Below are 21,410 nucleotides of genomic sequence, written 5' to 3'. Positions count from 1 at the left end.
TCCAGGCAGCGGCGCCAGCGGATTTGCGCGCCCCGCGCAGTTTGAGCTCAGCCATGGCTTGCCTCCCTGGCATCGGCGGTTGCGCCGCTGTCCTTGTCGTCCTGCGCCATCGCCACAGGCAAACCCGGTTCGCCTTCCCACAGGATCAGGCTGGCGGCGCCGATCAGCCCGGCGCGATCGCCAAGTTCAGCGCGCACGATCGGCACGTCGCGATAGGCCGGCATCGCCCGCTGCTGGACGACCGTTCTGATCGACGGCGCCAGCAGGTCGAAGCCATTGGAAAGGCCGCCGCCCATGACGATCAGGTCGGGCGAATAGAGATGCAAGAGATTGGTGAAGCCGATGCCCAACCATCTCGCTTCCGCCTCGATCAGCTCGAGAGCGTTGGCGTCGCCGGCCTGGGCTGCCTCGACAACATGCCTGGCCGACACGTCGCCATCGGCGGCAAGCCGCCGCAGCAGCGAGCCATCGCCCGCTGCGGTCAGCCGCGTGGCGCGACGTCCGAGCGCGGTTCCCGAAGCGACGGCCTCGAAGCAGCCGATGGCGCCGCAAAAACAGCGGTCGCCTTCGCCGGTGATGGTCATGTGGCCGATCTCTGCCGCCAGCCCGCGCCGGCCGTGATAGATGTGGCCGTCGGCGACGACGCCACCACCAATGCCGGTCGACACCGTGACGAACACCAGCGAGCCGCTGCCGCGTCCGGCGCCGAAGCGCCACTCGCCGAGCGCTGCCGCATTGGCGTCGTTCTCCAGCCGCACCGGCAGGCCGAAATGCTGCCCCAGAATGTCGATCAGCGGCACGTCGTGCCAGCCGGCCAGTGTCGGCGGCGCAATCACGATCCCCGCCTTGGGGTCGAGTGGGCCTGGCGCGCCGACGCCGATGCCGGCAATTTCAGACTGCGGCTGTTGCGCTATGAGATCGCCGGCGAGCGCAATGATCTGGCCGATCACCGCCTCCGATCCCGCGCCGGCAAGCGTCGGCGCCGAGGCATGAGCGACGATACGGCCGTCGCTTTCGACCAGCGCGCCACGCAGCGCCGTGCCGCCGAGATCGAAGGCCAGCGCAAGGTTTTTCATCAGGCCGCGACCTCCAGCCCGTGCAGCCAAGCCATGCGCCGGGCAAGGTCGGGATCGCCGAAGGCGAGCGAGCCCAACACCACGGTTTCCGCACCTGCGGCGCGCAGCAGCGGCACCGTCTCGTGGCGTATGCCGCCATCCGCGGCGAGTACGATGTCAGCTTCGCGACCGGCTTTGCGCATCAGCGCGCGCGCCTCGACCAGGCGCGGGCAGGCTTGTTCCGACAGGCCCTGGCCCTTGACGCCGATGGAGGTGCCGAGCAGCGTCACGAACGCCACTTCGGCAAGGAAAGGCGTGACGGACGCGACCGGCGTTTCCAGCCGCAGCACCACGCCGGCCTCGGCGCCGAGCTCATGCGCCAGCCGCACGGCGCGCAGGCCGGCTTCACCGTTTTCAGCATGCACACTGATCAGGTCGGCGCCGGCCTCGATGAACTGGCGCGTCTGTTCTTCGACGATCTCGGCCTCGACCATCAGATGCACATGGATAGGCTTGGCCGTCAGCTTGGCAATGCGCGCCACCAGATCCGGGAAGAACAGGAAGCCCGGGGTGAAACGGGCGTCGGCGACGTCAATGTGGTGGATGTCGGCGTGGGCCTCGATGCGCTTCAAATCGCGCTCCATATTGGCGAGGTCGGCCGACCACAGCGAGAACTCGCCGATGAGACGGTTGCGCGGCAAGGCGGCGATTGCGGCGGGGCCGGAGAGGGATTTGCTCGTGGTCATCGTTTCAGGCTCCGTAGCCGCGCATGGTCTGGCGGTTGGTCTTGACCGCCTTGGCCGGATCGGCGGCCGCAGTCTCGGACTCCTCCTCCAGCACCAGCCAGCCATTGAAATTGGGGGCAGCGCCGGCGATCTCGATCACCTTCGCCGTATCGCAGACGCCCTTGCCGAGCATCGCCCATGTGCCATTAGCGTCGACATCCTTCAGATGCACATAGCGGATGCGCTCGCGATAGGTGGTGAGCGTATCGGCCATGTCCTTGTGCCCACGCAAGATGTGGCCGGTGTCGGGCACCCAGCCGACCAGCGAGGCATCGAGCAACGCGAAGATGCGGTCATAGTCGGCGCGGTCGAACAGCAGCGTGTTGTGATGTGAGCTCGGATGCACCGCGACCTGGACGCCAGCCTTGCGGCCGAGTTCACCAGCTCTGTTGTAGACCTCGGCGGCAATGGAAAACTTGTCATCGCGCGGCCCGTCGGAGACGACCGTGGCCGAACCCATCGACACCAGCGCGCCGGGGAAGGCGGCGGCGAAATCGATCCAGCGCTGCGCGGTCTCCAGGTCGGTGTCGATCTTGTCCTTCAGCGTAAAACCACTCTTCGAGCCGAAGGCGAAGGAGACCAGCGTCAGGCCGGTCGCCTTCAACGCCGCGGCGAATTCCGCGGGACAGTTGCCATAGTGGCCGATCATCGTGTCGGTGATCTCGATGCCGGCATAGCCGCCATCGGCGATCGCTTTCAACAGATCGTCGGGGCCGCCGGCAAAACGGTCTCCGAGCATTTCCCAGGTGAAGGTCTGGCAACCGACTTTGAGGTCTTTCACGTTCATCCTTTCATTCCTTGATATCCTACTTGACCGAGCCTGCGGTCATGCCGGCGAGGAAGAACCTCTGGGCAACGAGGTAGATGATCAAGAGCGGGAGCGAGCCGAGCACGCTCATCGCCATCATCTGGTTCCATTCGAAGGCGTGTTGCCCCATCAACAGCTGGATGCCGATCGGGACGGTGCGCATGGACGTCGACTTCGTCAGCGTCAGCGCAAAGAGAAATTCGTTCCAGCACAACAGGAAGGTGTAGACCGACGTCGCCACGATACCAGGCAGCGAAATCGGGACGATCACCCGCCAGAGTGCGGTCCAGCTGGTGCCGCCGTCGACAGCCACCGCTTCATCGAGATCGCGGGGCAAGGTGTTAAGATATCCCGTCATCAGCAGGATCGCATAAGGCAGCGTAAACACCAGGTAAGTCAGGATAAGTGCGACGTAGGTGTCGAAGATCCCATACGAGACGACAAGCCCGAAGAAGGGGATCAAAAGCGTGATCGGCGGAATCGTCTGCGTGCTGATGATGATTGTGTTGAGGCTGCCCTTGCCGCGGAAATTGAAACGGCTGAACCCATAGGCCGCCAGCAAGGCGATCAGCACCGTCAGCACGGTCACCGCTCCGGCCACGAAGTAGCTGTTGAAGAAGAAGCGCAGCTTTACCGGGTCGCCAAGGATGGCCGCATAGGCTTCCAGTGTGAAGGCCTTCGGCAGGATGGTTGGCGGCAGGGCAAAGATCTCGGTGTTCGATTTGAACGAGCTGCTCAGCATCCAGTAGATTGGGAAGGCCGCGAAAAACAGCCCCGCGGCAAGCGCGGCATGCAGCGCGACGGTGATCAGCCTGTCCTTCGGCGAGTGCCTTTTCCTCATGGTGACTACCGAGCCTTTTGATAGCGGATGTAGAACAGCGTCAGGCCGAGAGAGATCAGCAGGATGACCACAGCGCTCGCCGACGCCTGAGACAGGTTGTAGCTCGAAAACGCCAGCTTGTAGGTGTAGGTGCTTAGCACCTCGGTCGAGTAGATCGGACCGCCCCCCGTCGTTATCCAGATCAATGGAAAGACCTGCATGGTCCAGATGAAGTCGAGCAGCGAGATGCTGATGATGATCGGCATCAGCTGCGGAATGGTGATGAAGATCAGCTTCTGGTAGGCCTTCGCTCCGTCGATGTCGGCGGCCTCGTAGAAATCCTTGGGAATGCCCTGCAAGCCTGCGAGCAGGCTGACCATGAAAAGCGGATAGCCCGCCCAGATATTGGCGAAGGTGACGGCGTGCAGCGCGGTCTCGGGCGAGGAAAACCATTCGACCTTGGAACCGATGATGCCCAATTGCAGGAGAATGCTGTTCACGACGCCGTTCGGCTCGAGCAGCAGGCGCCAGATCACTGCGATGATCACCGCGGTGAACAGCCAGGGCAGTATGTAGAGCACGCGCAGAATATTGCGCAGCATCGGATTGATGCGGTCGCTGTTCAGCATGAGCGCGAAGATCATGCCGATGGTCATGTGGAAAATGACACTCATGCATGTGAAGTAGAGCGTGTGCCACAGCGATGCCCAGAACACCGGATCGTTGAAGATCGCCTGGTAGTGTTTCAGTCCGGCAAAGGACGGGTCGCGACGCAGCACCGCGCTGTTCTGGAACGAATAGCCAATCACCGTCACCATCGGCAGCAGCATCAGAAGCCCGATTATGAGCAGCGAGGGCGACAGATAGAGGTAGGGTGCGACCGCTCGTTTCAGTCTGTGGTGGGAGCGCTTTTGCCGGGTCATGTGCCAACCTTGGGATACGCCTTCAAGAGAAGGTGAGCTTCGCAAACACTCGCGTTGCCGGTGCATTGTTGCCGGGAGGCCTGGCCGAAGTCAGGCCCCCCGGTCGAAGATCGTAAACAGGTCGATCAGAATTTCGCCATCCAGCCCTTCTGGGCGGCGGCGGCCGCCTGTTCCGGAGACTGCTCGCCGGCGAGCATCTTCTGGGCTTGCACGTCGAACTGGGTCATCAGGTCTTCAGCCACCGGCAGGCCCGTGAACTCATTGGCGAGATAACCGGTCTTGAAGATTTCAAAAGCCTTGCCAAAAGCCTTGTCCGAGGTCACGAAATCGGGCTTGGCGTTGACGTTGCCCGGGAAGGCGTTTGCTAGCGACACGAGCTTGGCGTTCACCTTTTCACTCATCAGGTACTGGACGAGTTTCCAGGCCTCTTCCTGATGTTTCGAGGCAGCAGAGATACCGATGCCCCAGGAGGCATAGGGAAGGCCGCGCTTGCCCGTATAGCCCTCCACGACCGGGACCGGGATGAGGTCGAAGTTCAAGTTCGGATTGCGCTTGCGGATGAGGTTCACATGCGCGAGCGAGTCGATCATCATCCCGACCCGGTCGTTGACGAATTCCTCGACCTTTTCCTGTTCGGTCTTGGTGGCGATGCCGGGCGAGATGGTGCCCGCGTCATTGAGCGATTTGACGAAGGTGAGCATGTCCACCACGGGCTTGCCCTCGAGAGCGGGCTTGCCGTCCGCCATCATCGACTGACCCGATGCCCAGACCCACGACATCATATCGTTCTGGACGCCGGACGGCGTTTGCAGCGACAGCGGCAGCACCCAGCCATACTGGTTCTTGTCGGCATGGGTCATCTTCTTGGCGGCTTCGAGAAACTCCGCACGGGTCGACGGCAGCTTGGTCACGCCTGCTTGGGCGGCGAGGTCCAAATTGACGAAGACAGGATAGACGAAGGAAGCGACGGGAAACATCACCGCCTTGCCGTCCACCTTGATGATGTCCGCGACTTGGGCTTTGTCGAACTTGCTCGCATCCATCATCGGGTTCATGTCGGCCAGCGCACCCTGCGCGTTCAGATTGTTCACCCATGCGCCGTCGAGACCGACGACGTCGCTAAGCGTTCCAGTTGCGGCACCAACCGAGATCTGGTCTCGCGTGGTCGCATAGGGGCCGCTGACCAGCGTCACTTTGATTCCGGGGTTTGCAGCCTCGAAGTCATTCATGATTGCCCTGAGCGATCCGGCCGGCAATTCAGGCTCCCACCATTGGGTAAATTCCAGCGTCGTGTCCGCCATGGCGCTGGTTGCGCCAAGCAACCATGCGGCCGCGGCCATTTTCAGCATCGCGGGTTGTATCCGAAACATCACTTTCTCCTCCTTCTTCAAGATCGACCGCACGATGCGGACGATCGCCTGTTTTGTTCAGAAGCCTCTTTTCAGTCTCTTCCGCAGGCACCTCGCTCCCGCCCGCGGTCTTCCGCAGATCTTCAGATCGCCAGATGCGTTTCGGGATCGAAGAAATGGAACTTGGCATCATCCACGGCCAACCGGATTTCCAAGCCGGAGCGGACGGCGCTGATCGGCTCGAATCTGGCCACCGCGTTCGATGCCAGGCCGAAATCGTCCACCGCGTCCGGATCGCCGGAGTCCACCCGGACCGCGTCGATGTTCAGGTGGACGATCTGTTCAGAGCCGAGTTCTTCGATCGAAGTCACCTTTGCGGGTATCGTCTGATACTTGCGACCGGATTCGAGGCTGCTGTCATAAAGATCCTCCGGCCGGATCCCGAACACGACCTTGCGCCCCGCATACGACCGCAAGCCCGGCCTGCGCACGAAGGCTGCATCCTGCAGCCGGACGGCGAAGGTGCCTGACATCAGTTCGTCGCCGGTCAGGGTCGCCTCGAAAAGGTTCATCGAAGGAGAGCCGATGAAGCCGGCAACGAAGGCGTTCACCGGCGATTCATAGAGCCTCTTGGGTGTGTCGACCTGCTGCAGCACGCCGCCTTTCAACACCGCGACCCTGTCCCCCATCGTCATCGCTTCGATTTGGTCGTGGGTCACGTATATGGTCGTGACCCCGAGCTGCTTTTGCAGGCTGGTGATTTCGGCGCGCATTTGCACACGCAGTTTCGCATCCAGATTGGAAAGGGGTTCGTCCATGAGAAAGGCGGCCGGCTCACGCACCATGGCGCGGCCCATGGCAACCCGTTGACGCTGTCCGCCTGAAAGGTTCGCGGGTTTGCTGTCCAGCAAAGAAGTCAGCTGAAGGGTTTTGGCGATCTCGTCCACGCGCTTCTTGCGTTCGGCCTTTGGCTTGCCTGCCAGCCGCATCGAAAAGGCGATGTTTTCGAACACCGTCATATGCGGGTAGAGCGCGTAGCTCTGGAAGACCATCGCGATGTCGCGGTCCTTGGGCGGCATGTCGACGACGTCGGTACCGCCGATCCGAAGGCTGCCGCTGGTGATGTCCTCCAATCCCGCGATCATCCGCAACGCTGTGGATTTGCCGCAGCCGGAAGGCCCGACGAGAATCAAGAACTCGCCGTCCCTGACCGACAGGTTCAATTGGTCGATTGCGTGAAAATTGTTCCCGTATGTCTTGCAGATATTCTCAAGAACGACTTCTGCCATATTCCTCTCCTCCACAAGTCTAAGCCACTGATTTTTATGGTTGTCCTCGGCTTATGTTCACCTGCGAAATATATCCTCGGATGGGTCGGGCTATGTTCCGGTATCGAGTTGCGCATATTTCAGTTCGACTGCCGACGGCGCGTTCGTCGACGCCAGGAGTTCCGTGACCTGGTCTGCGGTCGGAAGCGCCTCGCGCCCGCCACGCCCCGTTATCGAAAGGGCCGCCGCCGCTGCAGCGAATGCCACCCGCCCGGCGGTATCGGCTCCGCGCGTCAACGCATGGGCATAGGCGCCATGAAAGCAGTCACCGGCGCCGGTCGAGTCGACGACGACAACCCGGTGCGGGGGCAGGTGCCAAAGCCCTGTCTCGTCGCGTCCACGATAATAGACGCCCTTGCCGCCATCGGTCAGAACCACGGCGGACCGCGACGGCAACCACAATGCATCGAGCATCTCGGCGGGCGATCGACACCCTGTGGCCGTCCGAGCAAAGCCGAGCGGAAGGATCAGATGGTCGCAGAGCGCCATCAGCCGCTCCGTGGCTGCGCCGCTGCTCCATTCGATATCGCCGAGGATCGCCAGGCCGAGATCGCGAGCCCGAGCCACGACATCCAGCGACCGGATCGCATAGCCATCGACGATCAGGACGGTCGCGCGGCTTAGGATATCGTCCGGAAAGTCCGGCGCGGTGCCCAGCATCGCATCGTCGTCATACGCAATGAAGCGCTCCCCGTCCGAGCCGACGGTGATCCGCGAGCGCACCGGGCGCGCGTCGGGATGGCGCGGCGCGAATGCGGTTTCAATACCGCTCGCCACGAGATCGAGCTGCATGGCGTCGTCCGCGGCACTGCCCAGCCATCCGATGAACCCGGCGCTTCCGCCGAGCCGCGCGACGGCGACCAGCGCCGTCGCGACATTTCCCCCGAAGGCTCGGGCGCTTTGCAGAACCTTCCCCTTGCCCGCCGACAACGGCTGATCGACATAGACGATGTCGTCTATCGCGATCGCGCCGAAGCCGAGGATTGAAGGGACGGTCGGCATCGTTCAGGCACCCGCCTTCGCCAGGGCGTCTTGCGCCGAAAGGCCGTCATGGATGACGCCCCGGAAGGCAAGCGCTGCTTTCTGCGGATCGCCATGCCCCCAGAGATTGCGGCCGACCACGGCGCCGCGTGCGCCGGCACGGATGGCGTCCGCCGTCTGCTGAAGCGCGCCGAGCAGCGTATCGGTTTTGGGGCCACCCGCGATCACAACCGGCACCGGGCAGGTCCGGACGGTCTCTCGGAACGACTCGAAATCTCCCGTGTAGCCGATCTTGATCACGTCGACGCCGGACTCGTAGCCGATGCGCGCCGCATAGGCGATCTCGTCGGGAGTGAAGACGATTTTTACGCCGTCGGTGAAATCGCGAGGGTAGATATGCGCCACCACGGGCATGCCGTAGCGGGCCGCCGCATTCACCGAATCGGTCAGCCAGCGTATGTATTTGCCCTCGGTCGCGCCGCGCACCGGAATGGCAACGGCCAACGCATCGGCGCCCGCGCGCACCGCGTCCTCGGGCGTTGCGATCAACTCGCTGATGCGATCGTCGGGAGTGAAGCAGCCCGCCTGAATCACCAGGGAAGCTCTGCCCGCATATTGCGGCCACAGATGGCGCGCGGTGCCAGGCTGGATGCTGACATAGTCGGGCTTGCCCGCCATGACACGTGCAAGCGCACCGGGCAGGTCGGCAAGGCCGCCTTTGCGCACGTCGCCATAGCCGACGAAATGGTCGACCGCGCCGCCAAAAAGGTTCCCCGATGGATGCGAGAAGAGGCGCGCCAGACGCACTTTGGTTCCCAGGCTCATGAGTGCAAAATTCCCTTATCGTTTGATTTCAAAACCCTGAATCCAGTGTTTCCGAAAGAAACACGAAAAACAATCTTTCGAAATCTTTCGAAATCGCCTATTTTTGGTAAGGTGAGCCGAGGCCAAAGCGGTTGCTTGGCGCAAGGAGGCAAGGGCAGGGCAATGTTGTCGGAGCAAAGACGCCAATCGATCCTGGGTGAGGTGCAGCGCAGCGGACAGGTTCGCATCAAGGACCTGTCGGACGAGTTTGGCGTGTCGGAAGTCACGGTGCGTTCCGACCTCGAGATACTGGACCGCAAAGGACTGCTGACCAAGACCCGTGGAGGGGCGGTGACCCGGACCACCGATTCGACCTCGGCCGCGTTCGCCCGGCGGATGCAAACGAACCTCGAGGCAAAGAAGCGCATCGCCCGGGCGGCGGTAGAGCTGTTCGAGGACAACCAATCGGTCATCTTCGACGGCGGCTCGACTTTGATGCAGGTTGCCATGCAGCTACCGCCGCTCAGCAATGTCGTGGTCGCGGCCACGGCCATGAATATCGTGCAGCATCTTATGCATCGTCCCGGGCTCGATGTTCATATGATCGGCGGCCGGGTCTATCCCGACACGGTGAGCACGCTGATCACCGATGCCGATACGGCTCTCGGCGGCTTGGTCGCGCATCAGGTCTTTGTTGGAGCGCATGCGATAGACTCGTCACTGGATGTGGTCGACGTGAACGAAGACATGGCGCGAACGAAGCGAATCCTCGTTCGCATGGCCCGGCGCGTTGTCCTCCTCGCCGATTCGAGCAAATGGGGCGTCAGCGGGACCTCCAAGGCATTTTCGCTGTCGGCCGTCGACGTGGTGATCACCGACGACGGCCTGCCCGGTCCAATACGCAGAGAGCTCGAGAAGACCGGGGCCAAGGTGATCTACGCCTGAACCCGTCTCGGTCGCTGACCGCGACGGAAAGATCCAATGCGCGCATGACCCACGGGCTTCGAGCTGGCGGTCGGCCGTTCTTTCATACCAGTCATTTTCTCCTCCCGGGCTGGCAGCCTCCCAATGTCTCGCCAGCTTTCCCACATGTTCTATAAAAATTTTACGCGCGTCAACTTTTAAAATACGGTATAGCGGTTTTCGAACGGAGCCGGCTGCTGGTGCAACGGGACAGCCAGTGTATGATGGCGTTGCGAGGTGAGACCGAAAATGCAAGCAAAATCAAAGATCAAGCTCGGTATCGGGGTTGTCGGATGCGGCAACATCTCGATGACCTATCTGCGCAATGCAGCACTTTTCGGCGAGGTCGAGCTGCGTGCCTGCGCCGATATTTCCACCGAGCTGGCGGCGCTGCGCGGCCGCGAATACGGCATCCGGGCGGTCAGCGTCGATGCGCTGCTGGCCGATCCCGAGATCGACCTTGTGCTCAACCTGACCATCCCGTCGGCGCATTTCGATGTCTCGTTTTCGGCGCTTTCGGCGGGCAAGCATGTCTTCACAGAAAAGCCGCTGGCGACCTCGGCCGCGGACGGCCGCCGCCTTGTCGCCGAAGCGGCAAAGCGCGGGCTGCTGATCGGCTCGGCGCCGGATACCTTCCTCGGTGCTGCCGGCCGGCGGGCACGCCGGCTGATGGATGACGGCGCCATCGGCAAACCGGTGACCGGCACTGCCTTCATGATGGGGCGCGGCATGGAGCATTGGCATCCAAATCCGCAATTCTATTACCAGCCCGGCGGCGGCCCGGTCTTCGACATGGGCCCCTACTACCTGACCATGCTGGTCAATCTGCTCGGCCCGATCGAGCGCGTCATGGCAATGGCGACGCGCGGCCAGGAGGAGCGGCTGATCACCGCCGAGGGTCCATTCAAGAACACGACCTTCAAGGTCGGCACGCCCACCAACATATTGTCGCTGCTCGAGTTTCGCTCCGGCGCCACCGTCACCTTCGGCGCCTCCTGGGATGTGTTCAAACACTCCAACCATCCGATCGAACTACACGGCACCGAAGGCTCGCTGAGGTTGCCTGACCCAGACACGTTCGGCGGCACCGTCTCGCTGTCGGCGCGTGGCACAGACTGGGCCGATTTCGCCAGCGAAAGCGAACTCTACGGCGCCCGCAACTGGCCCTATGCCGCGCCCGATCGCGCCAACTACCGCATGCTCGGCGTTGCCGATCTGGCGCGCGCGCTGGCCACCGGCAGAAAGCCGCGCGCTTCGGGCGAGCTGGCGCTGCATGTGCTGGAGATCATGGAGGCGATCCTGGCTTCGGGCGAAAGCCGGGGCTCGGTTGCCGTCAACGGCACGGTCGACCAGCCGCCTTTGCTTGGCGAGGAGGAAGCGGCAACCCTGCTTGCCCGATAGAAGGTTCGTCCGTGACGACATCGCCGCTAACGCCATCATCGCGATCGCCGCATGGCGCGGCTTCGATCCCGCCTTTGAAAATGTTCAGGCCGACTGACGCATCACCAAGGCGGCGTCGAGGCTGACCTTCGGCGCGACGCTCGCAGTGTCTTCGTTGAGCAGGGCGAGCAACGTCTCGACGCTGCGCCCCGCCATGGCGGCAAAATCCTGTGCGATGGTGGTCAGAGCGGGGCAGGTGTAGCGGCTCAGCGGATGGTCGTCATGAGCGGCGACGCGCAGGTCGCAATCGGCCTTGCGCCCCACCTTCTTGCCCTGCGCGAAGGCGGCCGCCATCACGCCGAAGGCCAGGCGGTCATTGGCGCACAGTATGGTCTTGCCCGGCAGACCCCCGGTCTTGCCCGGCTGGCCGCCAGCTCCAAGCATCTGTTCCATCTGCTCATAGCCGATGCGCTCGAAATCCCATGTGTAGTCGCTCGTATTGCCGATGACGACCGGCTCCTGGCCCAGCCGCTGCATGGCGCCGAGATAGCTGTTCAGCCGCTCCGGCGAATTGTGGTTGACGTGCGGGATATCGAAATAGACCGGCGCGTCGCCGGAGCGGCAGAGATAGTCGACGATGGTCGAGACGCTCTGGGCGTTGTTGTTGCCGACGAAGGGCGCGCTGCCTTCGAGATAGGTGTCGAAATAGACGACCGGCATTGTCTGCGTCAGCTTCTCCAGCGTGCTGCGGTCCGAGCGAAAGCCGAGCGGCGCAATCAGCGCGCCGGAGACTTTCAGCGACAGGATGGTGCGCGTCGCCTCGACTTCGAGCTCGCGCGAACCGTGCGAGGAAATGACGACCGGCCAGTAGCCTTCGTCGCGCAGCCTGAGCTCGATGCGGCTAACCATCTCGGAATAGAAGGGATCGGCCACCGTCGGCACGACGATGCCGATGCTGCGGGTACGCTTGCGGTTCAGGTTGCGGGCAAACAGATTGGGCTGGTAGTCGGACGAGCGCAGCGCCTCTTCGATGCGCTTGCGCGTCGCCGGTTTGACGCTGGTCGGATCGTCGAAATATTTCGACAGCGTCGGCCTGGAGACGCCGCAGGAGCGGGCGAAATCCTCCATCGTCTTGTGCGTCATAGGCATTCAATCCCTCGCCTGGCGGGCGCCAGAACCTTCGGTCATCCCTTGGCGCTGCCCACGGTCCTGGAGCCGGCGCGGCGCCAGGCAACCTCAGGCGAAATTTACAGGAAACGTCAGTGGTTTCAACGCGTAATGACAAATTATACCGTGCGTAAATTTAATCAATTGACGAGAAAATTGTCCCGCATCAAAGTCCCGGGTCACATCAGCACTGAAATGGTCCAGGCACCGTGACACAACAGATCGATCAGCTTCTTTCCCAGCTTTGTCAGTCGCTCGACGCCGCCGCGATTGTCACCGGAGATGCCGTCGATCCGCGCTATGGCGACGATCTCTCCGGCAAGGGCGGAGGCCGGCCCGAACTTCTCTTGCGTCCGCGCAGCGCCGGCGAAGTCGCCGAAATCCTGCGCCTGTGCGGCGGCTTTGGCCAGAAGCTGGTCGTCCATGGCGGCCGCACCGGACTGGCCGGCGCCGCGCGCGTGCAGCCGGGGGAAGCGGTGCTGTCGCTGGAGCGCATGACCGCGGTCGAGGCTCTCGACCGCCAGGCGGCAACCATCATCGCCGAAGCCGGCGCGCCGCTGCAACTGGTGCAGGAAGCCGCCGATGCGGCCGGCCTGATGTTCGGCGTCGACATCGGCGCGCGCGGCACGGCGACGGTCGGCGGCAACATCGCCACCAATGCCGGTGGCATCCGCGTGCTGCGCTACGGCATGTACCGCGCCCAGGTTCTCGGGCTGGAGGCGGTGCTTGCCGACGGATCGATCCTGACCTCCCTGCGCGGGCTGGCCAAGGACAATTCAGGATACGATCTCAACCAGCTGTTCATTGGCAGCGAAGGCACGCTCGGCGTGGTCACGCGCGCCTGCCTGCGGCTGCACCCGAAGCCGGCCACCGAGGTCGCCGCCTTCTGCGCGCTTGGTTCCCTGGATGCGGCCATTGCGCTGCTCGGGCTGCTCAAGCAGCGCCTCGGTCCCTTGCTGTCGGCCTATGAGGTGAATTTCTCGCCGCTCTACGGCGCCATGATTGCCGGCATGGCCGCGCCGGCGCCGCTGCCTGCCGGCGCGCCCGTCTATGTCCTGGCCGAGATCCAGGGCAACCAAACCGAACTGGACGGCGAGCGTTTCGCGGCGGTGCTGATGCAGGCTGTCGAGGACGGCATCGTCGACGACGTGGTCGTCTCGCAGTCGCCGCGCGAATTCCGCGCGCTTTGGGACGTGCGCGAGGAGGCCAACCGCTTCCTGTTTGCGATCGAAGGCCTGATCGGCGTCGACATCTCCATTCCGCTGACAACGATGGCAACTTTCCTGCGCGACGCCGAAGCGGCGATCCGCGCCAGGGACGGCAGCGCCGAGATCTACGTCTTCGGCCACCTTGGCGACGGCAATCTGCACTATCAGGTCGACACCAGGGAGCCGGCGGCCGCCTATGAGATCATCTATCGCGGCGTGGCCGCATGCGGTGGCTCCGTCTCGGCCGAACACGGCATCGGCCTCGACAAGAAGAAATGGCTGAACCTCGTGCGCAGCGACGCCGAAATATCGGCCATGCGCCGCCTCAAGGCGGCGTTCGATCCGCACAACATCCTCAACCCCGGACGGATTTTCGACATCGCCTGATCGTCAGCACGGTCTAGCTCGCAGCCGGCGAAAGCAGCGCGTGGTAGTCGACCGTTCTCACCTGCTCGACGCCGTCCAGCATCATGTTGCCGGCGACATAGACGATGATCGCCAGGCCGAGCCATCCGATCCAGCGGTATCTGGCAAGCAGCGCCGCCACCAATGTCGAGGCGGCCGCCATCAGCACCACCGACAGGATGAGGCCGAACACCAGCGCATTCATGTCATGGGCGGCGGCGCCCGCCACGGCCAGCACATTGTCCAGCGACATCGAGACGTCGGCGACCACGATCTGCAGGATCGCCGTGCGCAACGCCTTGGCCGGCCGCACCGCCGCAAGCGTAGTCGCGGCAGGGTCAGCGTCGGCATCGCTGTCTTCATCGCCGCCGGCTGACCGCAATTCCTGGAACATGTTCCAGCACACCCAGAACAAAAGCATGCCGCCGACCAGCATGATCCCAGGGATTTCCAGCAGCTGCACCGCGATCACGGCAAAGACGACGCGGATCACCGCGGCCGCGGCGATGCCGGCCACGATCGCCTTCTGCCGCAACGCTTTGGCCAGGCCTGCAGCCGCCATGCCGATCACCACGACATTGTCGCCCGACAGCACGAGGTTGATGGTGATGACTTCCAGATAGGCGGCGACGGTCGTGTGGGCGAAGCTCATAGGGCGGTCTCCCCAAAGGCGTTCCCGTGGTGCGGCGGGTCGGACCGATGTCTGCGCAATATGAAGACAGCTGATTTGAGTGCAGCCCGGCCTTGAAACAAGACGCCAGGCGCGGCCAATCGTTCCTCATCCACGGAATTCATCGCCAGATCGTGATTTCCCGACCAGAAATGGCCCTCGTGGAAGGGAAGACAAAAGCGTTTCGCTTGCCTATCAATATTGCCGACCAAAGGAGAGACGAGCATGGGCAAGACGGCATTGATTTTCTGGGGTGGCTGGGAAGGTCACACGCCGGCCCGCAGCGCGGCTGTCGTCGGCGAGATATTGACCGGGCATGGCTTCGAGGTGCGGATAGAAGAGGGCACCTCCGCGCTTGCCGACCCGCAGCTTTCGAAAGTCGATCTGATCGTCCCGGTGGTCACCATGTCGACGATCGAAAAGCCGGAGTTGCAGAACCTCGTGGCCGCCGTCAACGGCGGATCCGGCCTTGCCGGCTTCCACGGCACCATGGGCGACAGCTTCCGCAACGAGACGAATTATCACTTCATGACCGGCGGCCAATGGGTCGCCCATCCCGGCGACATCATCGACTACCGTGTCGACATCACCAGCGACGATCCGATCGTCAGGGGCATCGACAGCTTCGCCTACCATTCCGAGCAATACTACATGCATGTCGACCCGAGCAACGAAGTGCTGGCGACGACGACGTTTGGCGGCGAGCATCTCGACTTCGTCGACGGCGTCGTCATGCCTGTGGTCTGGAAGCGCCGCTATGGCAAGGGCCGCGTCTTCTTCAGCGCGCTCGGCCACACGGCGGATGAGTTTTCCGTGCCGCAAATGCGCACCATCTTCGAGCGCGGGGCGTTGTGGGCCAGCAGAGCGGCCTGACTATTTTTCCCGCATTGCCCGGCGGAAGTTCTGCGTGATCGGCTCGGCGAGGTACGCAAGCACGGTGCGAGCACCCGTCCGGATCATCGCCTCGCTCGACATACCGGGCAGCAGCTTGCGGCCTTCCAGCTTGGCGAGCTCGCTCTCGTCGATCAACACGGTCGCGGCGAAATACGGTGCCCCGCTGCGCTCGTCCACCATGCGGTCGGCCGACACGATCTCCACGACGCCGTCGAGCGGCGGCAGGTTGTAGCGTGCGAAGGCCGGGAAGCTGACGCGCGCGGGCTGACCGGCGGTGATCGTCTCGACATCCTCTGGTTTGACCATGGCCTCGACCACGAGTTGTTGCCCGAGCGGCACGACTGTCATCAACGTCTCGCCGGGTTTCACGACACCGCCCGCCGTGTGGACCTTCAGATCCATGACGATGCCGTCAACCGGTGCGACGACATCGGTGCGGGTAAGCACGTCCCTGGCGGCGCGCTCCCCCTGTCTGAGGTCAAACAACTCCGCCTCGACCTTGGTCAACTCATCGACGGCCTCATTCAGCCGTACAGTGCCGAGGTTCAGGATTTGCATGTCGATCTCGGCCATGGCGCTTCTGGCACGAGCGATTGCGGCGATGTTGGTGGCGCGCTCGCCCTCGAGCTCCTGCTGTTGTCGTCTGAGCAACAGGTTCCGCTCGCGGGTGGTCAGCCCCTTTTTGAGTAGCCTCTCAAGGTCTTTGGTTTCCCCCTCGATAGCCTCGATCTGCTTGTCCTTGGTGACGATAAGCTGCTCCAGTCCCGTTATCTCTTCCTCGGTCTGCTGACGGCGCTGGCTGAGAATTTCCCGCTCGTCCTTCAGATTGTGGTGCTTCGCCGCGAACACGTCACGCTGCGCGGCCACCGCGTCCTTTGCCGCTGTGGCGGGGTTTGCGAGCAACACCGGGTCAAACGCGATCTCGGCCCTGTCGTCACGCTCGGCCCGCAGCCGCGCGGCCAACGCGTCACGCGTCGCTATCCGGTTCTGGATCAGGTCAAGCTGCGCCCTTGCCTGTGTGTCGTCGAGCCGGACGAGGACCTTGCCGGCCTCGACGATATCACCGTTGGCGGCGTTCAGCTCCGCGATGATGCCGCCCTCGAGGTGCTGGATGAGCTTGCGATCGCCGGCGACCTTGACAACGCCAGGCGCCACGGCGGCGCTGTCCAATGGCGCCAGCGCCGCCCAACCCCCGGCGACGCCGAAGAACAGGACCATGATCGCGAAACCGGTGCATGTGACGCCCGCAAGATGCAAGGGTACCGGTTCCATCAGGGAGGGCGGCGGGACGGGTAACGGCACGACGTTCATATCGGTTCTCGTTTTCATGCCTGGTTCGCCACGACAGTCGTGCCCAATGGACGCGACGTACGCTTTGATGAGGGAATTGGACCATTGCTGACGCCGATCACGGTGGTGGAGATCTCTGGCGCCGGGGTCGCCGGTATTTGATTGACCTGGCGGATGCGCGCGGCGAGTTCGTTGAAGACATGGTCGCGCGAACCGTAGAGGTCTTGCTGGCCCCGGTTGAGCACCAGTATCTTGTCAACTTTCTCCATGATGTTTGGTCGGTGCGCTATCAGGATAACCGTCGCGCCCGCTGCCTTGACCGCGCCAAGCGCTGCGATCAATGCGTCCTCACCTTCGCGGTCGAGGTTGGAATTGGGCTCGTCCAGGATGATGAGCGGCGGATCGCCGTAAAGTGCCCGCGCCAGGCCGATGCGCTGGCGCTGCCCGCCTGACAGCACCGCACCGGATTCGCCGATCTCGGTGGCGTAACCCTTCGGCAGCCCCTTGATCAGTTCGTGAACGCCCGCCAACTGCGCGGCCTTGACCACGTTGTTGAAGGCCGCCGGATTGAGTGTCGCGAAGCGGCAGATGTTTTCGGCGACGGTACCGGCGAAGAGTTCGATGTCCTGCGGCAGGTAACCGACATGGTGACCCCGATCCTCCGCCGCCCATTGGGCAACGTCCATGCCGTCCAGCAGCGCACGCCCCCCGGACGGCCGCCAGGCGCCCGCCAGTATGCGCGCCAGGCTTGTCTTGCCGGCCCCGCTCGGGCCGATCAACGCCATTGCCTCACCCGGATTGAGCCGGAAGCTGATCCCTTTCAGGATGGGCTCGCCACCCTGGCGGGCCAGCACAAGGTTGTCGGCCTCGAACCTGCCTTTCGGTCGTGGCAGCGGCATAACCGCTGTGGCCTCCCGGTGCTGCCCGGCGACCGCGGTGAGGCGCTTGTAAGCGGCACGCGCTCCGACCGTCGCCTTCCATGTGCCGATCGCCTGCTCGACCGGCGACAATGCGCGACCCATCAGGATCGAGGCGGAGATCATGATACCAGGTGAAGCCTCGTTGCGAAGGACCAGATAGGCACCAAGACCCAGTATGGCCATCTGCAGGGCCAGCCGGTGACAACGCGCGATGGCAGCGATGACGCCGCCACGGTTGGCGGCAAGAACCTGTCCTTTGTTTGCCTCGTCCTGCTGCGCCTTCCAGCCCTCCATCAGTGGCTTCAACATGCCCATCGCCTGTACGACCTCGGCGTTGCGGATCGCCGCCTCGGCCTGCGCGTATGCCCGCGACTGGGCGCTTGCGGCCTCGGTCAACGGCTTGCGCGTGAGGTATTCGTTGAGCAACGCCAATGCGAACAGGACGATTCCGCCGCACAGCGCCAGCCAGCCCAGCCAGGGGTGCATGACGAAAATGGCGGCGAAAAACAACGGCGCCCAAGGCGCGTCGAGGATCGGGAAGATGCTCGGGCTGGTGAAGAAATTCCGGACCTGATCCAGGTCGCGCAGCGGCCGGGCGTTGGCCTGACCAGGCGCCGAGGCGGCATATTCCACCGATGCCGTCAGGAGAACCGGTGCCAGCCGCGCGTTCATCCACGATCCGACGGTCGCCAGCAGGCGCCCGCGCACCACCTCCAGTCCCGCCATTGCCGCGAGTGCCCCTGCCGCCATCAGCGACAGCATCACCAGTGTCTCCAGGCTGTGGCTGGACAACACGCGGTGGTAGACCTGCAGCATATAGAGCGCCCCGGTCAGCATCAGCACGTTGATGCCGCCGCTGAACCAGATAAGCGGCCGGATGGCGCGTCTGGCCTCTTTCATCACCACCTGCAGGGCAGGCGGCTGTTGTCTGTTTTTCATCATCGGGACGACATCTCCGTGCAACAGATCGCGGGAGCGGTACGGGGGCAGCAATGGCTGCTGCCCCCGTTGGTCAAGTGTCAGGCTACGTCGACAAGTATGTGCTGCGTCGCTGTCTGGTCCGCGTCCGCGTCCGCCACCTCGAAGGCGAAGTTGAGGTGGGCGTCGATCGTCCCACTGGTCTGCTGCACAAACCCGATGTCCACGATCTTCAGGACATCGTTGTCGGTCGGGTCCCAAGCCGTCAGGTTGCTGGTGGCACTGCTGCCGCCATTGGCTCCGATGGCGCCATTCAGGTTGATGGCGTTGCCCGTCAACCCATTGGCGCTCTGCATGATCTGGATGCCCTGGATCTGGTAGGTCTCGCCGGCGACCGTGTAGTCGTTCTGTTCGAGGATGAGCAAGGCATCGTTGTTATCGAGTGTGAACTCGGTGTTGTACGGGGCGGGAATATTGGCGTTGCCTTTGATCAGGTCCGAGTTCTGCACGTTGACCGCCCTCGTCACCTCGTTCCCGTTGGCATCCTTCAGGTCGAGGATCAGGATCAGGTCTTCGCTGTTGCCGATGCCGTCGAACTTGACAACGACACCACTGGCCTTCGCGGTTGGGTCAAGCTTCTCGGTGCCACCACCGGGGGCACCCGGGTTGACATCGCCGAGGATGTTCTCCTGGAAGAAGCGCAAGGTCAGGGCTTCACCCTTCTGGATGGTATCGCCGGCGACCCCGTTTGTCGCCTGGGTTGCAGACACCCAGTCTTCGTTGAGGTTGGTGATCATGTCGTGGGCACCCTGCGTGAACGCAGTGTCCGGGCCGGCGGCGACCGCTCCGTCGCCGGTAGAGTTGAAGCCAAACCCGATGGAGCTGGTTTTCGAGTTCGCGGTGAACTGCACGAAGAACGGATCCGGATCGCCGTTCGGCGTCAGCTGCTCCGCCACGATCAGCGGGTGTCCGGTGTTGCCGGTGGGTTCCTTGGCGACCAACCCGGCGGTGTGCAGCACGTCGAAGCTGAACCCTTCGATCACGTCGGTCAGGGTGAAGGTGTAGGTGTCGGCAGCCTTGTCGAAGACCAGGGTACCGCCCGCCGTAGAGTCCTGCACGCCAGCCGTGATCGGATCCGCGTCGTAATGGAACGAGAAGTTGAACGACGCGGATGTATTGGTTTCAGCCGTGAGGGTTGCCACCGCATTGGTGATGTTCGGGTTCTGTGGGTTGTCGACCGTGCCGGTGAGCCCGATCTGGACACCGGCAAGCGCTCCATTCTGGTCGACGAAGTCAGAGTGCGTGGCGTCGTAGAATGCGTTCGGGCGAGCATCCGCACCGATGTCGTACCCAAATGCTCCCGTGCCCGTTGCGTTGACCGTGTTGGCCAGAGTCTCGTTCTGGATACCTCCGGCAATGGGGTCACCGTCGAAGGGCACCGTGATCGTCGGCCCGTCGTCCTTGAAGATGAGGTTCGTGCCGATGTTGAGGGTGGCCGACTGGTGGTCGCCGTCCTTGTCGGTGACTGTCGCGGTGAGCTGGACCAGGCTGTCGGCGGAGAGAGTCTTGGTGTCGTCCGGGTCGCTGGCGTTCGGATGCACCACCGCCCGGAGCTGGTCGAGGGTGACACTGCCCGCCGAATTGACGGAGGCCGTGAAGACGAGGGCGTTGGTGGTGGCGGTGCGGCCCTCGAGGACGACACCATTGAGCGACAGCACGACCGCCTCACCGGTCAGCGTATCGACGAGCCCGGTTACGCCGGCATTGAAGGTCAGCGCATAGGTCACCGTGCCGGCGCCGTCGGCGCCGAACACCGGGCTGAAGTTGGCCGAGAAACTCTGCGTAGCGTCGGGGCCTAGCACAGTTTCGTCGACGGTCAGCGTCGGCTCCGTGCCGGTGGTGGAGATCGACGGCCCGTCATCCCTAAAGTTGAGGTTCTGGCCGATGTTGAGGGTGGCCGCCTGGTGGTCGCCGTCCTTGTCGGTGATGGTCGCGGTGAGCTGGACCAGAGTGTCGGCGGAGAGAGTCTTGTTTTCATCGGGGTCGGCTGTCGGATGGACCACCGCCCGGATTTGATCGAGGGTGACGCTGCCCCCAGCGCTGACGGAGACGGTGAACACGAGGAGGTTGGTGGTGGCGGTGCGGCCTTCAACGACGCCGCCAGTGAGCGAGAGGACAACCGCCTCATTGGTCGCGGTGTCGACGAGGCCGGTCGCGCCCGCCGTTATGCCGAGCGCATAGGTCAGCGTGCCGGCGCCGTCGGCGCCGAAGGCCGAGCTGAAGTTTGCGGCGAAGCTCTTGGTGTCGTTGGTCGCAAGAACCGTCTCGTCGACGGTCAGCGTCGGCTCGACGCCGGTGGTGGAGATGTTCGGACCGTCGTCCTTGAAGTTGAGGTTCTGGCCGATGTTGAGGGTGGCCGCCTGGTGGTCGCCGTCCTTGTCGGTGATGGTCGCGGTGAGCTGGACCAGAGTGTCGGCGGCCAGGGTCTTGCTTTCATCGGGGTCGGCTGTCGGGTGGACCACCGCCCGGATCTGATCGAGGGTGACGCTGCCCCCAGCGCTGACGGAGACGGTGAACACGAGGAGGTTGGTGGTGGCGGTGCGGCCTTCAACGACGCCGCCAGTGAGCGAGAGGACAACCGCCTCATTGGTCGCGGTGTCGACGAGGCCGGTCGCGCCCGCCGTTATGCCGAGCGCATAGGTCAGCGTGCCGGCGCCGTCGGCGCCGAAGGCCGAGCTGAAG

18 protein-coding genes are annotated in these 21,410 nt (G+C 63.3%); 4 read left to right on the top strand and 14 right to left on the bottom strand.

Features of this window, described 5'->3' with window-relative positions; translation table 11 throughout:
- Window positions 1-47 precede the first annotated feature (47 nt).
- The 9 genes from AC1DYJ_RS28775 to AC1DYJ_RS28735 form a co-directional block, all read right to left on the bottom strand.
- Window positions 48-1,076, bottom strand: coding sequence for an ROK family protein (locus AC1DYJ_RS28775; protein ID WP_477287317.1), 1,029 nt, complete (start codon window positions 1,074-1,076; stop codon window positions 48-50).
- On the bottom strand, window positions 1,076-1,801 hold the full coding sequence (locus AC1DYJ_RS28770; protein WP_477287315.1) for a ribulose-phosphate 3-epimerase: 726 nt from the start codon (window positions 1,799-1,801) through the stop codon (window positions 1,076-1,078). The genes AC1DYJ_RS28775 and AC1DYJ_RS28770 overlap by 1 nt, the downstream gene beginning before the upstream one ends.
- 4 nt (window positions 1,802-1,805) lie before the next feature.
- Complete coding sequence (locus tag AC1DYJ_RS28765; protein ID WP_477426325.1) at window positions 1,806-2,627, bottom strand: sugar phosphate isomerase/epimerase family protein; 822 nt, start codon at window positions 2,625-2,627, stop codon at window positions 1,806-1,808.
- A 19-nt stretch (window positions 2,628-2,646) separates the two neighbouring features.
- Window positions 2,647-3,489 (bottom strand): carbohydrate ABC transporter permease, encoded by an 843-nt coding sequence (locus AC1DYJ_RS28760; RefSeq protein ID WP_477287311.1) that lies wholly within the window; start codon window positions 3,487-3,489, stop codon window positions 2,647-2,649.
- A gap of 5 nt (window positions 3,490-3,494) precedes the next feature.
- Window positions 3,495-4,391, bottom strand: a complete 897-nt coding sequence (locus tag AC1DYJ_RS28755; RefSeq protein WP_477287309.1) for a carbohydrate ABC transporter permease — start codon at window positions 4,389-4,391, stop codon at window positions 3,495-3,497.
- Window positions 4,392-4,516: 125 nt separating this feature from the next.
- Window positions 4,517-5,761, bottom strand: a complete 1,245-nt coding sequence (locus AC1DYJ_RS28750) for an ABC transporter substrate-binding protein (RefSeq protein ID WP_477287307.1) — start codon at window positions 5,759-5,761, stop codon at window positions 4,517-4,519.
- 122 nt (window positions 5,762-5,883) lie between these two features.
- Complete coding sequence (locus AC1DYJ_RS28745; RefSeq protein WP_477287305.1) at window positions 5,884-7,029, bottom strand: ABC transporter ATP-binding protein; 1,146 nt, start codon at window positions 7,027-7,029, stop codon at window positions 5,884-5,886.
- A gap of 90 nt (window positions 7,030-7,119) precedes the next feature.
- Entirely contained in the window at window positions 7,120-8,070 is a 951-nt protein-coding gene (locus AC1DYJ_RS28740) for a PfkB family carbohydrate kinase (RefSeq protein WP_477287303.1), read from the bottom strand.
- Between the two features lie 3 nt (window positions 8,071-8,073).
- Complete coding sequence (locus tag AC1DYJ_RS28735; RefSeq protein ID WP_477287301.1) at window positions 8,074-8,874, bottom strand: aldolase; 801 nt, start codon at window positions 8,872-8,874, stop codon at window positions 8,074-8,076.
- 162 nt (window positions 8,875-9,036) lie between these two features.
- Between AC1DYJ_RS28735 and AC1DYJ_RS28730 the strand changes: the two genes are divergently transcribed.
- Window positions 9,037-9,798 carry a DeoR/GlpR family DNA-binding transcription regulator gene (locus AC1DYJ_RS28730; protein ID WP_477287299.1) on the top strand — a complete coding sequence of 254 codons (762 nt, stop codon included), beginning with the start codon at window positions 9,037-9,039 and terminating at the stop codon, window positions 9,796-9,798.
- A gap of 267 nt (window positions 9,799-10,065) precedes the next feature.
- The gene (locus AC1DYJ_RS28725) at window positions 10,066-11,217 is read left to right on the top strand and encodes a Gfo/Idh/MocA family protein (protein ID WP_477287297.1); all 1,152 of its coding nucleotides are present in this window, start codon (window positions 10,066-10,068) and stop codon (window positions 11,215-11,217) included.
- 84 nt (window positions 11,218-11,301) lie between these two features.
- Here the strand turns inward: AC1DYJ_RS28725 and AC1DYJ_RS28720 are convergent, their stop codons facing one another.
- Window positions 11,302-12,345 (bottom strand): LacI family DNA-binding transcriptional regulator, encoded by a 1,044-nt coding sequence (locus tag AC1DYJ_RS28720; protein ID WP_477287295.1) that lies wholly within the window; start codon window positions 12,343-12,345, stop codon window positions 11,302-11,304.
- A 227-nt stretch (window positions 12,346-12,572) separates the two neighbouring features.
- Here AC1DYJ_RS28720 and AC1DYJ_RS28715 point away from each other — a divergent pair, with 227 nt between their 5' ends.
- Window positions 12,573-13,958: an FAD-binding oxidoreductase gene (locus AC1DYJ_RS28715; RefSeq protein WP_477287293.1), complete on the top strand. Its 1,386-nt coding sequence runs from the start codon at window positions 12,573-12,575 to the stop codon at window positions 13,956-13,958.
- 13 nt (window positions 13,959-13,971) lie between these two features.
- On the opposite strand, the gene AC1DYJ_RS28710 is transcribed toward AC1DYJ_RS28715, so the two are convergent.
- Complete coding sequence (locus tag AC1DYJ_RS28710) at window positions 13,972-14,628, bottom strand: YjbE family putative metal transport protein (RefSeq protein WP_477287291.1); 657 nt, start codon at window positions 14,626-14,628, stop codon at window positions 13,972-13,974.
- Window positions 14,629-14,871: 243 nt separating this feature from the next.
- Between AC1DYJ_RS28710 and AC1DYJ_RS28705 the strand changes: the two genes are divergently transcribed.
- Window positions 14,872-15,519 (top strand): ThuA domain-containing protein, encoded by a 648-nt coding sequence (locus AC1DYJ_RS28705; protein WP_477287289.1) that lies wholly within the window; start codon window positions 14,872-14,874, stop codon window positions 15,517-15,519.
- Here the strand turns inward: AC1DYJ_RS28705 and AC1DYJ_RS28700 are convergent, their stop codons facing one another.
- From AC1DYJ_RS28700 to AC1DYJ_RS28690, 3 genes are all read right to left on the bottom strand, one after another.
- The gene (locus AC1DYJ_RS28700) at window positions 15,520-16,869 is read right to left on the bottom strand and encodes an HlyD family type I secretion periplasmic adaptor subunit (protein ID WP_477287287.1); all 1,350 of its coding nucleotides are present in this window, start codon (window positions 16,867-16,869) and stop codon (window positions 15,520-15,522) included.
- On the bottom strand, window positions 16,866-18,689 hold the full coding sequence (locus AC1DYJ_RS28695) for a type I secretion system permease/ATPase (protein ID WP_477287492.1): 1,824 nt from the start codon (window positions 18,687-18,689) through the stop codon (window positions 16,866-16,868). The genes AC1DYJ_RS28700 and AC1DYJ_RS28695 overlap by 4 nt, the downstream gene beginning before the upstream one ends.
- A gap of 80 nt (window positions 18,690-18,769) precedes the next feature.
- The coding region (locus tag AC1DYJ_RS28690) for a DUF5801 repeats-in-toxin domain-containing protein (protein ID WP_477426323.1) at window positions 18,770-21,410 on the bottom strand (2,641 nt) is incomplete at its 5' end.

Source organism: Mesorhizobium sp. P2_B11 (assembly GCF_056404855.1).
This window is presented reverse-complemented; position numbering and strand designations above follow the sequence as displayed.

Excerpts from the sequence above, each read along its gene's own strand:
- AC1DYJ_RS28740 (WP_477287303.1), bottom strand. The coding sequence starts at position 8,070 with ATGCCGACCGTCCCTTCAATCCTCGGCTTCGGCGCGATCGCGATAGAC.
- AC1DYJ_RS28760 (WP_477287311.1), bottom strand. The coding sequence starts at position 3,489 with ATGAGGAAAAGGCACTCGCCGAAGGACAGGCTGATCACCGTCGCGCTG.
- AC1DYJ_RS28750 (WP_477287307.1), bottom strand. The coding sequence starts at position 5,761 with ATGTTTCGGATACAACCCGCGATGCTGAAAATGGCCGCGGCCGCATGG.
- AC1DYJ_RS28705 (WP_477287289.1), top strand. The coding sequence starts at position 14,872 with ATGGGCAAGACGGCATTGATTTTCTGGGGTGGCTGGGAAGGTCACACG.
- AC1DYJ_RS28695 (WP_477287492.1), bottom strand. The coding sequence starts at position 18,689 with ATGAAAAACAGACAACAGCCGCCTGCCCTGCAGGTGGTGATGAAAGAG.
- AC1DYJ_RS28745 (WP_477287305.1), bottom strand. The coding sequence starts at position 7,029 with ATGGCAGAAGTCGTTCTTGAGAATATCTGCAAGACATACGGGAACAAT.
- AC1DYJ_RS28770 (WP_477287315.1), bottom strand. The coding sequence starts at position 1,801 with ATGACCACGAGCAAATCCCTCTCCGGCCCCGCCGCAATCGCCGCCTTG.
- AC1DYJ_RS28725 (WP_477287297.1), top strand. The coding sequence starts at position 10,066 with ATGCAAGCAAAATCAAAGATCAAGCTCGGTATCGGGGTTGTCGGATGC.
- AC1DYJ_RS28720 (WP_477287295.1), bottom strand. The coding sequence starts at position 12,345 with ATGCCTATGACGCACAAGACGATGGAGGATTTCGCCCGCTCCTGCGGC.
- AC1DYJ_RS28775 (WP_477287317.1), bottom strand. The coding sequence starts at position 1,076 with ATGAAAAACCTTGCGCTGGCCTTCGATCTCGGCGGCACGGCGCTGCGT.
- AC1DYJ_RS28710 (WP_477287291.1), bottom strand. The coding sequence starts at position 14,628 with ATGAGCTTCGCCCACACGACCGTCGCCGCCTATCTGGAAGTCATCACC.
- AC1DYJ_RS28735 (WP_477287301.1), bottom strand. The coding sequence starts at position 8,874 with ATGAGCCTGGGAACCAAAGTGCGTCTGGCGCGCCTCTTCTCGCATCCA.
- AC1DYJ_RS28730 (WP_477287299.1), top strand. The coding sequence starts at position 9,037 with ATGTTGTCGGAGCAAAGACGCCAATCGATCCTGGGTGAGGTGCAGCGC.
- AC1DYJ_RS28700 (WP_477287287.1), bottom strand. The coding sequence starts at position 16,869 with ATGAAAACGAGAACCGATATGAACGTCGTGCCGTTACCCGTCCCGCCG.
- AC1DYJ_RS28755 (WP_477287309.1), bottom strand. The coding sequence starts at position 4,391 with ATGACCCGGCAAAAGCGCTCCCACCACAGACTGAAACGAGCGGTCGCA.
- AC1DYJ_RS28765 (WP_477426325.1), bottom strand. The coding sequence starts at position 2,627 with ATGAACGTGAAAGACCTCAAAGTCGGTTGCCAGACCTTCACCTGGGAA.